Below are 14,220 nucleotides of genomic sequence, written 5' to 3' on the forward strand. Positions count from 1 at the left end.
GGCGGTTATTTTCCTGTGAAGTTCGGTTTACGTTTTTCCATGAACGCAGCGATGCCTTCATTGCGGTCTTCAGTGGCGGCGAGCAGGGTGAACGCCTTTCGCTCAAGGCTCAGGCCGCTGTCCAAAGTGGTATCGTATGCCTTGAGCAAAACTTCCTTGGCCTGGCGTACGGCAATGGGCGGCTTGGTTGCGATCTTGCGCGCCAGTTCAGTTGCACGCTCCAGTGAACGCTCCGGAATGGTAACTTCGCTGATCAATCCGAAGTCCCGAGCCTGCTGGGCAGAAATGAATTCGCCAGACAGCACCAGCTGCATCGCCATCGATTTGCCGACGGTGCGAATCAGGCGCTGTGTACCCCCGGCGCCGGGAATAATACCAAGATTGATTTCCGGCTGGCCAAACTGGGCATTGTCACCGGCAATCACGATGTCGGCATGCATCACCAGTTCGCAGCCGCCACCCAGTGCAAAACCGTTTACGGCGGCGATCAGGGGCTTGGGGAATTGGGCAATACGACGCCAGTGCAGAACGCGCGGATCGTTAAGTACGCCCACAGCGTCAAGTGCCGCCATTTCCTTGATGTCAGCCCCGGCGGCAAAGACTTTTTCGTTGCCAGTGATGACAACAGCGCGGACACTGTCATTGTCACTGCACTGCTGGAGTACGTCCGCCAGCTCGCTGAGCAGCTGGGTACGCAGCGCGTTGTAGGCTTCCGGGCGGTTGAGGGTGATGGTCAGAACACCATCAATAACCTCAGAAACAAGGATGTCCTGATACTCGTGTTGCATAGAATTACCGTCATCTGTGTTTTGTTATTTTACGCATCCGGTAAAGCGGCTAAGCTTGTGGATGCGTCCGCCGTATTGGCAACAATCATGGGGCCTGCAGCTTGCATATATATAAGTTGTAGTAATCCGGCAAAGCGGCCCGACAGTTGGCGCAAGGTTAACCTAAAATTGAAAAGAGATACAATATTTAGCACCTATATTGTTCTTTTCGTATCACAATCTTTGTTGTATCGTGTTGGATCATAACGACTACTATAGTCACGATCGCGCGCAGATGCTGCTATCACCTGCAGTAATGCTTCTGATCTTTGCGTGCAGCAATGCTGTCAACGTATGCAGAATACATAATCAGAATAAGCTTGCGCCGTAACAGATCCGGCGTTCAGCACAATGGGAGACCCTGATGAGCGACAATCTTTTTGCCAAGCATAAAGCGACTTTGGATGGCGCACTGAAAGCGATTCATAGCCGCGATTACTTCAGCCCCTGGTCTGAAAATCCGAGCCCTCGCGCCTACGGTGAAACCGCTGCTGAAGACGGAGAGGCGGCGTTCAAGGCCCATCTGAACCAGCCGTTCGAGCTGGATATGCCGGGTATCAGCGGTCGCACCGGTGCCGAAGTGTCCCCTTACGGCATCGAGATGAACATTCAGTACCCGACCGTGGATATGGACAAGCTGCTGCCGGCGATGGAAGAAGCGCGGAAAGCTTGGCGTGACGCAGGTGTTGAAGGGCGTACTGGTATCTGTCTTGAGATTCTGGATCGTCTGAACAAGCGCAGCTTCGAGATCGCCCATGCGGTGATGCATACATCCGGTCAAGGTTTCATGATGGCGTTCCAGGCCGGTGGCCCGCACGCCCAGGACCGCGGCCTTGAGGCCGTTGCCTATGGTTATGAAACCATGGCCAGCGTGCCGACTCAGGCGACCTGGACCAAGCCGCAGGGCAAACATGACCCGCTGGTAATGGAGAAGAAGTTCACTGTCTGTGGCCGTGGTGTTGCGCTGGTGATCGGTTGCTCCACTTTCCCGACCTGGAATACATACCCGGGCCTGTTTGCGTCTCTCGTGACCGGTAACCCGGTAGTGGTCAAGGCGCATCCGGCTGCTGTACTGCCGGCGGCGATCAGCGTTAAGGTTGCGCAGGAAGTGCTGAAAGAGCAGGGACTGCCACCGCATATCGTGTCTCTGTTTGTTGATGCTGATGCTGCCAAGCCGGAAACCATGACCCTGGCTCAGCGTCCGGAAGTGAAGCTGATCGACTTTACCGGCAACACCGCGTTTGGTGACTGGCTGGAACAGAACTGCCCGCAGGCGCAGGTATATACCGAGAAGGCCGGTGCCAACACTATCGTCATCGACTCTACCGATGACTTCAAAGGCATGGTGCGTAACCTGGCGTTCACTCTGAGCCTGTATTCCGGTCAGATGTGTACCACCACTCAGGACATTTTTGTGCCGAAAGACGGTATCGATACCGATCTTGGTCACAAGAGCTTTGATGAAGTAGCTGAAGCGCTTGCAACCGGCGTAACCAAGTTCCTGTCTGATCCTGACCGTGCCGCCATGGTGCTGGGCGCCATTCAGTCCGAAGCCACTGACAAACGTATTGATGACAGCAAGTCATTGGGTACAGTGGTGCGCGACTCCGAGCGTCTGACACATCCGCAATTCGAGAGTGCGCGTGTACGCAGCCCGCTGATCATGACTATCGATGCCGCCAAGGAAGATGTCTGGGGGCAGGAGCTGTTTGGTCCGATCAGCTTTATCGTGCGCAGTGACAGCCGTGACCACAGCATTGAGTTGGCACGTGACATCGTGAAGAAGCATGGCGCCATCACCATGGGCTGCTACAGTAGTGATGATGCTCAGCTTGAGAAGATTGAAGAAGCGGCGCTGGATGCCTGTGTGGCACTGAGTGTCAACCTGACCGGCGGTGTATTCGTCAACCAGAGTGCGGCATTCAGTGACTTCCATGCGACTGGTGGCAACCCGGCTGCCAATGCTAGCCTGACAGACTACGCGTTTGTGTCCAACCGCTTCCGCTTCGTGCAGAGCCGTCGTCATCCGAAGTAAAAGGTATGATCATGGAATTTGAAACAGTTCTGGTGGAGGTGCGTGATGGTGTCGGTATCGTCACGCTGAACCGCCCAAAGGCGTTGAACGCGCTGAACCTGCAATTGACCTCTGAGCTGGGGCAAGCGATTGATGCTCTGGAAGCGGATGACAATGTCCGCTGCATCATGCTGACCGGTGGTGAGCAGGTGTTTGCGGCTGGTGCCGATATCAAGGAGATGAAAGAGCACAACTTCGCCTCCCTGTATGCGCTGAACTTTCCCTACGTGAAGCGTGACGGCTGGCGCGCCATTGATGAAGCGCGCAAGCCGGTGATCGCGGCCGTGGCAGGTTTTGCACTCGGCGGTGGCTGCGAGATGGCCATGGCCTGTGACTTCATCATTGCCGCTGAAACCGCCAAGTTTGGCCAGCCCGAGATCGGCATCGGCACCATGCCTGGTGCCGGTGGTACTCAGCGACTGACCAAGGCGGTGGGCAAGGCCAAGGCGATGGAGATGTGTCTCACCGGTCGCATGATGGATGCTGAAGAAGCCGAACGCAGTGGTTTGGTGTCGCGTATCGTACCGGCGGAGGAGTTGCTTGAGGCCGCCTTCAAGACGGCGCGCAAGATCGCATCCAACTCGGCTCCGGCCGTGGCTATGATCAAGCAGGCCGTCAATATGGCTGTGGATGCTCATTTGGCGGATGGACTCCGTCATGAGCGCCATGCCTTCCAGTCCACCTTTGCTTTTGAAGACTGCTCAGAAGGCATGAATGCCTTTGCTGAAAAGCGCAAGCCTGAATTCAAGCATCGTTGATCGGCTGATTTGATCCACCAAAAAACCGCTGTCGCTTGCGTCAGCGGTTTTTTCGTTGAGAAGAGGCTGTGGACGTGTCCTGAGGCATGGGTCAAAATAGGTTTTGTTACTGATATTGAAATACGTTTAATTTAAATGGGTAAGCGAATGACTTTCAAAGGAAAGCGTGCCTGGGTAACCGGTGCGAGCTCGGGTATTGGTCAAGCGGTAGCGCGTGCTTTGGCGGTCGAGGGTGCTGAGGTGGTGCTCTCGGCCCGCCGCGCTGATCGCCTGCAGTCGCTGGCGCAGGAGTTGAGCCAACAGGGCGCCCAGGTACGTGTAGAACCGGTCGACGTATCCGACCGCGCTGCCATGGAGTCGCTTGGCCTGCGTCTGGCTGAGGGCGGCGGTATCGATATCCTGATCAACAACGCCGGCACCATGCCGATCAGTCCGATCATTAACGGTCGTGTTGATGAGTGGGAACGCATGATCGATGTGAACATCAAGGGCGTACTTTATGCGATCAATGCCGTGTATTCAGGGATGGCGGAACGCAAGCGGGGTCATATTGTCAATGTCAGTTCGATTGCTGCACGTACGACCTATCCCAGTGCGGGTGTTTATGCCGGCACCAAGCATGCGGTCAGGGCTATTTCCGAGACCCTGCGAAAGGAGTCGATCCGCTTTGGTGTGCGTGTGACCGATATACAGCCGGGCTCGGTTGATACCGAACTGCCAGACAGTATTGGTCATGACAAGATTCGTGGCATCGTCAAAAGCAACATGTACGGTAACGACTCGGCCATGCTTAAGCCCGAGGATATCGCCAACGGCATTATGTATGCCCTGTCGCAGCCCGAGCATGTGGATGTGGGTGAGCTGTTGATCTGGCCAACACGGCAAGAAAACTGAGGCATGGAAAGACACACTGTAGTGTGATTTTTAAGGAGTCTGGCTTGTATAAGCTGCTGATTTTTGACTGGGACGGTACCATAATCGACTCGACCGGACGCATCGTCTCCAGTATTCGTGCTGCGGCACGAGATCTTGAGCTGCCACTGCCGACGGAAGAGGCATCGCGCGATATCATCGGACTGGGTTTGCCTGAGGCGCTCAGAATACTGTTTCCGGCCTCGGGTGATGAGGTTATTGAGCCTATGACCCGGCAATATGCCCACTATTATCTGGGTGTGGATGAAACACCGACTGCGCTGTTTCCCGGAGTGCAGCATACGCTTGAAAGCCTTCACCGCAAGGGATATCGGCTAGCGGTTGCAACCGGCAAAAGCCGTCGCGGGCTTGAACACGTGCTTGCCGAAACAGGCTTGGGCTGGTTGTTTGAGTTGTCGCGCTGCGCGGATGAAACCACGTCCAAGCCAGATCCGCACATGCTGCACGAGATTCTTGAGCAGACGGGTGTGGAGCGGCACGAAGCATTGATGATCGGTGATACGGAATACGATCTTGAGATGGGCAGCCGTGCCGGAATCGATACGGTTGCGGTCAGCTATGGTGCTCATCATATTGACCGCCTCAAAGTGCTCAAGCCAGTCAGGGAAGTGCACCACTTCCCTGAATTGGAGCAGTGGCTTGATGGTGAGCGCAACAAACTTATCAGTTGAGGGATTAATGTGAGCGATAATCATTGGGGTGAACCGGAAGAAGTGGGCCGGTCACAGGATACGGAATCATCAAAAACACCAACGGATGCAAGGGAAGTGGATCGCCCGAGTACACAGCGTGAGTGGCGCCTGATTGAAAAAGTCGTTAACAGTCTGAATGTAGAACATAGGCGTGCGCGCCGCTGGGGTATTTTCTTCAAGCTGCTTACATTTTCATATCTGTTTGCGCTGTTGTGGCTGTTCTGGTCAGGAAGTAACTTCAATGCGGAGGATGTGGTGCCTCAGGCACATACCGCCGTGGTTGAGGTGTCGGGGCCAATCATGGATGGAGAAGAAGCCAGTGCTGATGCCATCATTACCGCGCTGCGTAATGCTTTCAAAGCGGACCGCAGTCATGCCGTGGTGATGCGGATCAACAGCCCCGGTGGCAGTCCGGTGCAGTCCGGATATGTCTATGACGAGATCAAGCGCCTGCGTGAGCTGTATCCACAGAAAAAACTTTACGCGGTAATCACGGATATTGGTGCATCAGGCGCCTATTACATGGCCGCTGCGGCCGATGAGATATATGCCGACAAGGCAAGCCTGGTCGGTTCAATTGGTGTGATCTCATCCAGCTTCGGCTTTGTAGACCTGATTGAGAAGATCGGTGTTGAGCGTCGCACATTGACCGCCGGTGAGAACAAGGCGTTCCTCGATCCTTTCAGTCCTCTCAAGGATGAGGATCGTGAGTTTTGGCAAACGGTACTGGAAACCACACATCAGCAGTTTATCCGCGAGGTGAAGAATGGGCGTGGTGATCGGTTGAAGGGTGGCGATGAATTGTTTTCGGGGTTGATTTGGACGGGAGAGCAAGCGCTTGATCTGGGCTTGATTGACGGACTTGGCAGTACCACCATGGTGGCACGTGAAGTCGTCGGGGTCGAGAAGTTGGTTGATTATACCGCTCGGCCTCAGCCGCTGGATCGTATTATCGAGCGGCTGGGTATTGGGGTCGCCAAGCAGTTGTCGCTGGAGCTCGGACTGAGTTCTGAGCAAGTGCTACGCTGAAATCTGGAAGAGGTTGATCCCTTCCTGCTCAAGCATTCGGACCAGCTCAATCAATGGCAGTCCAATCAGAGCATTGGGGTCATCCCCTTCGAGGCGCTCAAAGAGTACAATGCCGGCAGCTTCCGACTTGAAGCTGCCGGCACAGTTATAAGGCTGCTCATGCTGCAGATATCCCTCGATCAGTTGATCGCTGAGCGGGCGAAAATGCACATGATAGGGTATGACCGCCAGTTGATGCTGCCCGGTGGCGGTATTCAGCAGGCAAAGGCCGGTTAAAAAGGTCAATGTGCGACCTGATGCATCTTTTAGTTGCTGTCGGGCACGCTCGTGAGTGCCGGGCTTGCCGATGATCTGATCATCCAGTACTGCAACCTGATCGGAGCCGATGATCAGTGCGTCCTTGAAGGTGGGAGCCACCGCCTTGGCTTTTTCCAGTGCCAGGCGAGCGACCAGATCTGCAGGCGCTTCTGTTGGTATTGGGGTTTCATCAATATCGGGGTGCTTGGTGCGGTAGGGCAGGCCAAGCTTGTCGAGTACCTGGCGACGCCAGGGGGAGCTGGAAGCTAGAACAAGGTTGGGCAACATGGGATATCCTTACACGGCTGCGAAATAAAACCTGTCGTGTCCATGTTAACCCTAAAATTAATCTCTGAAACCCTATTTTCTTTGACAGGACGGGGTTCTGACCATAGAATTGCGCGCTTATGTCGTACGGTCCATTACCGAAGAAAGTTGACCCTCGCAAACTGGCAGAGCGGGAGGCCGAATTCAGAGGCACAGCCAATATAGCTGATATGCCCCGATTGGCTTCCTGTCTTGTGGATAGTGAAGGTACCGTTGAGGTCCAGATCCGGTTTGCCAAGGATGAACAGCGCTTGCGGGTTATCAGTGGCGAAGCGCATGGCAAGGTCCGTATGACTTGTCAGCGTTGCCTTGAGCCCGTCAGTGTCGAGATTGATGCATCGCTCAATCTTGCCGTGACACTGACAGGCGAGCAGGCACAGAATCTGCCCCGTTGCTATGATCCTTTGATCATGGAAACGGACGAGATTGAACTGCTGCCCATCATCGAGGATGAGTTGATGCTGAGCCTGCCGCTCGTGCCTTTTCACGATGATTGCAGTATTCAGACCTCGTTCGGTGACGCAGAGACGGCCCGGACGCAGGAAGAAAAACCAAACCCTTTCAGTGTATTGGCCCAGCTTAAAGAAAAGGCCGATAAGAGTTAAACCAGGAGCTATATACCATGGCAGTACAGCAGAACAAAAAGTCTCGTTCAAAGCGCGATATGCGTCGCTCACACGATGCACTGAGCGGCCCGACTCTGGCTGTAGACGCAACTACCGGTGAAGTACACCGTCGTCACCACGTCAGCGCTGACGGCTTTTACCGTGGTCGTCAGGTCATCGCCCAGGGCGACGAGTAAGCTTGACGGCTGGATATTGCATCGCGGTTGATGCAATGGGCGGGGACTTCGGTCCCCGCGTTACCGTTCCTGCTGCCATTGATGCCTTGCGGCGTCATCCCTCCCTCCGGATTCTTCTGGTTGGCAGGCAGGAGCAGATAGCCCCTCTTTTGTCACACTGCACTTCCATTGAATTAGATCGTCTTGCTGTCGTTCATGCCGATTCTGTTGTTGCCATGGATGAAAAGCCCGCACTTGCGCTGCGTCGTCGCAAGGACTCTTCCATGTACCTTGCTCTACAGGCCGTTGCTGATGGTCGTGCCCATGCCTGTGTCAGTGCCGGAAATACGGGGGCACTGATGGTGCTGGGGCGCGGTATTTTGCAGACCTTGCCAGGGATTGATCGACCGGCCATCACTTCGGCTGTTCCGACCGTGAATGGTCACTGCTATATGTTGGATCTTGGTGCCAATGTGGATTGTACCGCCAGCCACCTGCTGCAGTTTGCCATCATGGGATCTGTTATGGTCAGGGCGGTGGAAAATATCGACCGTCCACGTGTTGGGTTGCTCAATATTGGTGCTGAAGAGATCAAGGGTAATGAGCAGGTGAGGCTGGCCTCGCGCCTGCTGGCAGAGCAAAAGCAACTCAACTACGTTGGCTTTGTTGAAGGTGATGGGGTTTTTTCAGGTCGAGCGGATTTGGTGGTGTGTGACGGTTTTGTTGGCAATATTGCGCTCAAGAGCAGCGAGGGGCTGGCAAGATTGATCAGTCGCAAGCTGAGGCGCAGTTTTGGTCTTAATCTCTATCGTCGTCTGTTGGCATTGTTGGCTCGGCCTGTGTTGCAGGAGTTGCAGGCTCAGCTGGATCCCGGTCGCCGTAATGGTGCAAGCTTGCTTGGGCTGCAGGGGATTGTGGTCAAGAGTCACGGTGGTGCCAATCGCAGCTGTTTTGGCTACGCGCTTGATCAGGCGGTCTCAGAGGCACAAATGAATGTGCCGGAGCGTATCAGTGAGCAGCTTGAGCTCGATCTGCAAAGCCGTGACGGTAGTGCCAAAACGTTCTAATTACGCCCGAATGTTGTACACTTACCCCCTTTGAGCGTCCTTCAGCAGCAGCGTTGAAGGGCGAAGTCACTCGTGTGCAGAAATGGGGAAGCCATGTCTCAATCGCTTGCTTTCGTTTTTCCCGGTCAGGGGTCTCAGCAGCTGGGTATGTTGTCTGAGCTGGCTGCGGATCATCCGGTTATTCAGGAAACCTTCGCAGAGGCCTCGCAGGCGCTGGGTTTTGATCTGTGGGATATAACCCAGAATGGCCCGGAGGAAGCGCTTAACAGTACCGAGAACACGCAACCTGCACTGTTAACCGCAGGTGTTGCTCTATGGCGCCTGTGGCAGCAGCGTGGTGGTGCTAATCCGACTGTCATGGCAGGTCATAGTCTGGGTGAGTACACAGCGCTGGTATGTGCCGGAGCCATGAGCCTTGCGGATGGTGTTCGCCTGGTCAAGCTGCGCGGGGAATATATGCAGCAGGCCGTGCCGGCTGGTACCGGTGCCATGGCTGCTATTCTGGGGCTTGATGACGACGCCATAGCGACAGCCTGTGAATCGGCTGCAAAGGGTGCCGTGGTATCTCCCGTGAACTACAATTGCCCGGGGCAGGTTGTCATTGCCGGCGAAAAAGCGGCTGTTGAGCGAGCTATTGAAGCATGCAAGGCTGCCGGGGCCAAACGGGCCATTCCGTTGCCTGTCAGCGTACCTTCTCACTGTGCGCTCATGCGCCCTGCGGCAGATCAGATGGCACAAGCGATGAGTGCGATTGAGTTGCAGATGCCACATATTCCTGTGGTGCAGAATGTCAGTGCTGACGTGCCTGGTGATCTTGATAGCCTTAAAAATAACCTGTTGCAGCAGCTCTACAGTCCGGTGCTGTGGACAGCCTCGGTGCAGAAAATGGCCGCCGATGGCGTTGAAACACTCATAGAGTGCGGCCCCGGCAAGGTTTTGACGGGCTTGAACAAGAAGATTGATCGTGCTCTTGTGGGGATGTCGATCAGTGATCCGGCAGGCCTGGAAAAGGCGCTGGGCTGAGTATTCAGATGATTGGGAAGGCAGAATGAGTATTGAAGGAAAAGTGGCGCTGGTGACGGGCGCAACCCGGGGTATTGGCAAGGCGATAGCAATCAACTTGGCGTCACAGGGCGCGGTGGTGATTGGTACCGCAACCAGTGAGAAGGGGGCGGATGCAATCAGTGCCTATCTGACTGAGGTGGGCAACAAGGGTTGTGGCATGGTGCTGGATGTGGCGGACGCCGCATCAGTTGATGCTGTGCTGAAGCAGATTCAGGCCGACTTTGGCACCATCGAGATTCTGGTGAACAATGCTGGCATTACGCGCGACAATATTCTCATGCGAATGAAAGACGATGAGTGGGATTCGGTTCTGAATACCAATTTGACGTCTGTCTATCGTCTGGTTAAAGGTTGCCTGCGTGGCATGACCAAGGCGCGCTGGGGACGCATTATCAGCGTCAGCTCAGTGGTTGCGTCCATGGGTAATGCCGGGCAGGCCAACTATGCGGCCGCCAAGTCGGGCATGGAGGGCTTTACGCGTGCGCTGGCCCGTGAGGTTGGTTCTCGCAATATTGCGGTCAATTGCGTCGCTCCGGGGTTCATTGACACCGATATGACGGCAGGCCTGGCTGATGAGCACAAGCAGAACCTGCAGTCACAGATTCCGATGAGCCGCCTTGGGCAGCCTGAAGAAGTGGCCGCTGTTGTGGGCTTCCTTGCGGGTGATGGCGGAGCCTATGTCACCGGTGATACCATTCACGTGAATGGCGGAATGTACATGTCCTGATCAGGGACAAAGGCGGACATCACAAAAATTTGTTTTTTCCGCCGATTTGTTGATAATTGGCCGTCAGCTGACGGTAAATAAAATTCAGACCGTCACGCTTGTTGCCAGAGCGTAATGGGTTTTCTAAAATTCCATGTCGCATCCTGCGATGTGATGGTGTTGAGAAGAAAATAGGAAGAGATATGAGTAACATTGAAGAGCGCGTAAAGAAGATCATCGCTGAACAGCTGGGCGTTAAAGAAGAAGAAGTTGTTAACTCTGCTTCCTTCGTTGAAGATCTGGGTGCCGACTCCCTGGATACTGTTGAGCTGGTAATGGCGCTGGAAGAGGAATTCGAGACTGAAATTCCTGATGAAGAAGCTGAAAAGATCACGACTGTTCAGCTGGCGATCGATTACATCAACGCTCATCAGTAATCAATCCCGACCGAATTAGCCGAAAAGCCGCATCTATATGCGAATATAGTGCGGCTTTTCTTTTGTACAGGCCTTCTTTGGCTGGAGGAGTAGGATGTCTCGCAGAAAAGTTGTTGTGACCGGTATCGGTCTGCTGACACCCGTAGGCAGTGCCGTTAAGGACACCTGGAGCAATATCCTGGCCGGTAAAAGCGGTGTGGCACCCATCGATTTTTTTGACGCTTCCCAATTCGCAACTCGCTTTTCTGCATCGGTCAAGAATTTTGATCTTGAGCCTTACATGAGCCCCAAAGAGGGGCGCAAGATGGATCTGTTTATTCAGTACGGAATGGTCGCTGCAGCCCAGGCCATCGACGATTCCGGTATTGAAGCCAGTGACGCCAATTCTCACCGTATTGGTTGTGCCATTGGCTCCGGCATCGGTGGCTTACCGATGATCGAGAAAACCCATGATATTCTTAACGGCAGCGGTCCCCGCCGGGTATCGCCGTTTTTTGTGCCGGGCAGTATCATCAATATGATTTCAGGCAATGTGGCGATCAAACATGGCTTCCGTGGGCCTAATATTGCGATCACTACTGCCTGTACCACAGGTACCCATAACATTGGTCATGCCATGCGCATGATCCAGTATGGTGATGCTGATGTGATGGTGGCCGGTGGTGCCGAAATGGCCACAACCCCGTTGGGGCTGGCCGGCTTCTCGGCTGCTCGTGCTCTGTCGACCCGTAATGATGCTCCTCAGGCAGCCAGTCGTCCGTGGGATCGTGATCGTGACGGCTTTGTGCTTGGTGATGGTGCCGGTGTTCTGGTATTGGAAGAGTATGAACATGCCAAGGCGCGTGGCGCAAATATCTACTGTGAGCTGTCAGGCTTTGGCATGAGTGATGATGCATTCCATATGACGGCTCCGCCGGAGGATGGGGCAGGTGCGGCTCTGGCGATGCAGAATGCGATCAATGATGCAGCCATCAGTCCGGATATGATTCACTATATCAACGCTCATGGCACCTCCACTCCGGCTGGTGATATCGCTGAGTCCAATGCCGCAAAACGTGTACTGGGCAGTGCGGCAGAACAGGTACGCATGAGCTCCACCAAATCGATGATCGGTCATCTGTTGGGCGCGGCGGGTGCTGTCGAGGCGGCGTTTTGTGTTCTGGCTCTGCGTGATCAGGTTGCACCGCCCACGATCAATCTGGACAATCCATCCGAAGGATGCGATCTGAACTACGTTCCGCATGAAGCTCAGAGCTGTCGTATTGATGCAGCCATGTCGAACTCGTTCGGCTTTGGTGGCACCAACGGCACCTTGATCTTCAATCGGCTTTAAGAGGACGGGAGGCGTCTTGGCCTCCCAATATTCCATGCAGGCGCAGACGCTGGTCAATGGCCTTCCGGCCACACAGATTGATGTCACCGATCGTGCTCTCGCTTACGGTCACGGCCTTTTTGAAACGTTGCTGGTACTCAATGGCAAGCCGGTATTTTATCCGGCTCATCTGCAGCGACTGATGAATGGCTGTATGCGGCTTGGTATACCTGCTGCCGGCCTTGAGCGGCAGCTTGAAGCTGATCTTGAATACTTGGCGCTTCCCGAGACTCCCTCCGTACTCAAACTGATCTTCTCCTGTGGTAGTGGCGGCAGAGGTTATTTGACGCCTGATCCCGCTTCTCCGCTTCGTATCCTGATGTTAACGCCAATGCCCACGTATCCGGACCAGCCTGAGCGGGGTGTTCAGGTACGCTGGTGCAGCACGCGCCTGGCCCGTCAGCCACTGCTGTCAGGTATCAAGCACCTGAACCGGCTTGAGCAGGTGTTGGCGCGTAATGAATGGAGCGATCCGGCGGTACGGGAAGGGCTTATGTGTGATACCGAGGGCTGGGTCGTCGAAGGTACCATGAGCAACCTGTGCTTTATCAGGCAGCACCGTTTCTGTACACCGTTGCTGGACCAGGCCGGAATCGAGGGTGTTGTGCGCAATCAACTGTTGCAGCTGGCGGCTGATCTGGGGCTTGAAACTGAACAGGGGTACTATACCCCTGCAGAGGTTGAGTCTGCCGAAGAGCTGTTCATATGTAACAGCCTGATCGGTATCTGGCCAATAACCCGGTTGGGAGAGCGCAGATATACGCCAGGCCCATTTACGGCAAAACTGCAGGCAGCCCTGCAACAACGGATGATCTCATGCTGAAGAAAATTGTACTGCTGCTGGTGTTGATTGTGACCGTTGGGGCCTTGGCTCTTGGTTACGGATACAAGCTGCAGCAGCAGAAGCTGAATCAGCCGCTTGCAGTGGAATCTGAACGCTCTCTGATGGTTGAAAGAGGCACCTGGTTTGGTGCTTTTGCCCGACAATTGGCTGAGGAGGGCTTGATTGATGACCCTCTGTGGCTGCGCATAGAGGCAAAGCTCAATCCATCGATTACTCAGATCAGGGCCGGTGAATATCGACTCGAGCCAGGTATGAGCTTGCGGCAGCTTCTGGAGCGGGTGTTGGCCGGTGATACGGTCGACTACAGTTTTACCTTTATTGAAGGAATGAATTTCCGTCAGCTGATGATGGCGCTGGCGAGCAGTGAAGTGCTTGAGCAGCGTGCAGCAGAGATGACTGAAGCGGAGCTGCTGGCTCATCTGGGCAGTGATGAAGAGGCGATTGAAGGTTTGTTTCTGGCCGAAACCTACCACTTTGAAAGGGGTATGACTGACCTTCAGTTGCTTGAGCGTGCCCATGCGGATCTGAATGCCTTTCTGCAGCAGGCTTGGGAGGGACGCACAGAAGGTCTGCCTTATGCGTCACCCTATGAGGCTCTGATCATGGCCTCTATCATCGAAAAGGAAACCGGTGTGCCGGACGAGCGTGGCAGAATTGCAGGTGTGTTTGTGCGCCGCCTTGAGCGAGGCATGCGGCTGCAAACTGACCCAACCGTGATCTATGGCATGGGGGAGCGCTATGAAGGTCGCATTACACGAGCTGATCTGCGACGTCCTACGCCTTGGAATACCTATGTGATCGATGGGCTGCCACCCACCCCCATTGCCTTGGCCGGTCGTGAAGCGATACGTGCGGCACTTAATCCTGAAGAGGGCTCGGCACTGTATTTTGTTGCCAAGGGTGACGGAACCCATCAGTTTTCGAACACTCTGCAGGAACACAATCGTGCCGTGCGAGAGTATCAATTGCAGCGGCGAGCGGATTACCGTTCATCACCCGGGAACTAAGCGC

Annotated in this window: 16 protein-coding genes; 14 read left to right on the plus strand and 2 right to left on the minus strand. The window is 54.6% G+C overall.

What is annotated here, in order from left to right; genetic code table 11:
- Positions 1-5 precede the first annotated feature (5 nt).
- Positions 6-788 carry a 2,3-dehydroadipyl-CoA hydratase PaaF gene (paaF, locus tag ABIE61_RS04910; RefSeq protein WP_354407280.1) on the minus strand — a complete coding sequence of 261 codons (783 nt, stop codon included), beginning with the start codon at positions 786-788 and terminating at the stop codon, positions 6-8.
- Between the two features lie 403 nt (positions 789-1,191).
- Here paaF and paaN point away from each other — a divergent pair, with 403 nt between their 5' ends.
- From paaN to ABIE61_RS04935, 5 genes are all read left to right on the plus strand, one after another.
- Positions 1,192-2,862 carry a phenylacetic acid degradation protein PaaN gene (paaN, locus tag ABIE61_RS04915; protein WP_354407283.1) on the plus strand — a complete coding sequence of 557 codons (1,671 nt, stop codon included), beginning with the start codon at positions 1,192-1,194 and terminating at the stop codon, positions 2,860-2,862.
- Positions 2,863-2,873: 11 nt separating this feature from the next.
- Entirely contained in the window at positions 2,874-3,659 is a 786-nt protein-coding gene (locus ABIE61_RS04920) for an enoyl-CoA hydratase-related protein (RefSeq protein WP_206834243.1), read from the plus strand.
- A gap of 147 nt (positions 3,660-3,806) precedes the next feature.
- Complete coding sequence (locus ABIE61_RS04925) at positions 3,807-4,553, plus strand: SDR family oxidoreductase (protein WP_206834240.1); 747 nt, start codon at positions 3,807-3,809, stop codon at positions 4,551-4,553.
- Between the two features lie 44 nt (positions 4,554-4,597).
- Positions 4,598-5,263, plus strand: a complete 666-nt coding sequence (locus ABIE61_RS04930; RefSeq protein WP_091823979.1) for an HAD-IA family hydrolase — start codon at positions 4,598-4,600, stop codon at positions 5,261-5,263.
- 9 nt (positions 5,264-5,272) lie between these two features.
- Complete coding sequence (locus ABIE61_RS04935) at positions 5,273-6,313, plus strand: S49 family peptidase (protein ID WP_502915033.1); 1,041 nt, start codon at positions 5,273-5,275, stop codon at positions 6,311-6,313.
- Here the strand turns inward: ABIE61_RS04935 and ABIE61_RS04940 are convergent.
- Positions 6,305-6,898 carry a Maf family protein gene (locus ABIE61_RS04940; RefSeq protein ID WP_091823981.1) on the minus strand — a complete coding sequence of 198 codons (594 nt, stop codon included), beginning with the start codon at positions 6,896-6,898 and terminating at the stop codon, positions 6,305-6,307. The two genes, ABIE61_RS04935 and ABIE61_RS04940, sit on opposite strands and share 9 nt — an antisense overlap.
- A gap of 119 nt (positions 6,899-7,017) precedes the next feature.
- Between ABIE61_RS04940 and ABIE61_RS04945 the strand changes: the two genes are divergently transcribed.
- The 9 genes from ABIE61_RS04945 (at position 7,018) to mltG (ending at position 14,216) form a co-directional block, all read left to right on the plus strand.
- Positions 7,018-7,542 carry a YceD family protein gene (locus ABIE61_RS04945; protein ID WP_354407287.1) on the plus strand — a complete coding sequence of 175 codons (525 nt, stop codon included), beginning with the start codon at positions 7,018-7,020 and terminating at the stop codon, positions 7,540-7,542.
- 17 nt (positions 7,543-7,559) lie between these two features.
- Positions 7,560-7,739 carry a 50S ribosomal protein L32 gene (rpmF, locus tag ABIE61_RS04950; protein ID WP_091823987.1) on the plus strand — a complete coding sequence of 60 codons (180 nt, stop codon included), beginning with the start codon at positions 7,560-7,562 and terminating at the stop codon, positions 7,737-7,739.
- A gap of 2 nt (positions 7,740-7,741) precedes the next feature.
- Positions 7,742-8,785 carry a phosphate acyltransferase PlsX gene (gene plsX / locus ABIE61_RS04955; protein ID WP_206834238.1) on the plus strand — a complete coding sequence of 348 codons (1,044 nt, stop codon included), beginning with the start codon at positions 7,742-7,744 and terminating at the stop codon, positions 8,783-8,785.
- A gap of 93 nt (positions 8,786-8,878) precedes the next feature.
- Positions 8,879-9,808: an ACP S-malonyltransferase gene (gene fabD / locus ABIE61_RS04960; protein WP_354407290.1), complete on the plus strand. Its 930-nt coding sequence runs from the start codon at positions 8,879-8,881 to the stop codon at positions 9,806-9,808.
- A gap of 25 nt (positions 9,809-9,833) precedes the next feature.
- On the plus strand, positions 9,834-10,577 hold the full coding sequence (gene fabG / locus ABIE61_RS04965) for a 3-oxoacyl-ACP reductase FabG (protein ID WP_091823995.1): 744 nt from the start codon (positions 9,834-9,836) through the stop codon (positions 10,575-10,577).
- A gap of 182 nt (positions 10,578-10,759) precedes the next feature.
- Positions 10,760-10,993: an acyl carrier protein gene (gene acpP, locus ABIE61_RS04970; RefSeq protein WP_010323864.1), complete on the plus strand. Its 234-nt coding sequence runs from the start codon at positions 10,760-10,762 to the stop codon at positions 10,991-10,993.
- Positions 10,994-11,087: 94 nt separating this feature from the next.
- Positions 11,088-12,326, plus strand: coding sequence for a beta-ketoacyl-ACP synthase II (gene fabF / locus ABIE61_RS04975; protein WP_206834235.1), 1,239 nt, complete (start codon positions 11,088-11,090; stop codon positions 12,324-12,326).
- A gap of 16 nt (positions 12,327-12,342) precedes the next feature.
- Positions 12,343-13,188 (plus strand): aminodeoxychorismate lyase, encoded by an 846-nt coding sequence (gene pabC / locus ABIE61_RS04980; protein WP_354407294.1) that lies wholly within the window; start codon positions 12,343-12,345, stop codon positions 13,186-13,188.
- Entirely contained in the window at positions 13,182-14,216 is a 1,035-nt protein-coding gene (gene mltG / locus ABIE61_RS04985; RefSeq protein ID WP_354407297.1) for an endolytic transglycosylase MltG, read from the plus strand. The genes pabC and mltG overlap by 7 nt, the downstream gene beginning before the upstream one ends.
- The last annotated feature ends 4 nt before the right edge of the window (positions 14,217-14,220 follow it).

The sequence above is a fragment of the Marinobacterium sp. MBR-111 genome, from assembly GCF_040547585.1.
Taxonomy (GTDB): Bacteria; Pseudomonadota; Gammaproteobacteria; order Pseudomonadales; family Balneatricaceae; genus Marinobacterium; species Marinobacterium iners.

What these genes read in the sequence shown, in the direction of transcription:
- paaF (WP_354407280.1), bottom strand. Translation starts at nt 788, where the DNA reads ATGCAACACGAGTATCAGGACATCCTTGTTTCTGAGGTTATTGATGGT.
- paaN (WP_354407283.1), top strand. Translation starts at nt 1,192, where the DNA reads ATGAGCGACAATCTTTTTGCCAAGCATAAAGCGACTTTGGATGGCGCA.
- ABIE61_RS04920 (WP_206834243.1), top strand. Translation starts at nt 2,874, where the DNA reads ATGGAATTTGAAACAGTTCTGGTGGAGGTGCGTGATGGTGTCGGTATC.
- ABIE61_RS04925 (WP_206834240.1), top strand. Translation starts at nt 3,807, where the DNA reads ATGACTTTCAAAGGAAAGCGTGCCTGGGTAACCGGTGCGAGCTCGGGT.
- ABIE61_RS04940 (WP_091823981.1), bottom strand. Translation starts at nt 6,898, where the DNA reads ATGTTGCCCAACCTTGTTCTAGCTTCCAGCTCCCCCTGGCGTCGCCAG.
- ABIE61_RS04945 (WP_354407287.1), top strand. Translation starts at nt 7,018, where the DNA reads ATGTCGTACGGTCCATTACCGAAGAAAGTTGACCCTCGCAAACTGGCA.
- rpmF (WP_091823987.1), top strand. Translation starts at nt 7,560, where the DNA reads ATGGCAGTACAGCAGAACAAAAAGTCTCGTTCAAAGCGCGATATGCGT.
- fabD (WP_354407290.1), top strand. Translation starts at nt 8,879, where the DNA reads ATGTCTCAATCGCTTGCTTTCGTTTTTCCCGGTCAGGGGTCTCAGCAG.
- fabG (WP_091823995.1), top strand. Translation starts at nt 9,834, where the DNA reads ATGAGTATTGAAGGAAAAGTGGCGCTGGTGACGGGCGCAACCCGGGGT.
- acpP (WP_010323864.1), top strand. Translation starts at nt 10,760, where the DNA reads ATGAGTAACATTGAAGAGCGCGTAAAGAAGATCATCGCTGAACAGCTG.
- fabF (WP_206834235.1), top strand. Translation starts at nt 11,088, where the DNA reads ATGTCTCGCAGAAAAGTTGTTGTGACCGGTATCGGTCTGCTGACACCC.
- mltG (WP_354407297.1), top strand. Translation starts at nt 13,182, where the DNA reads ATGCTGAAGAAAATTGTACTGCTGCTGGTGTTGATTGTGACCGTTGGG.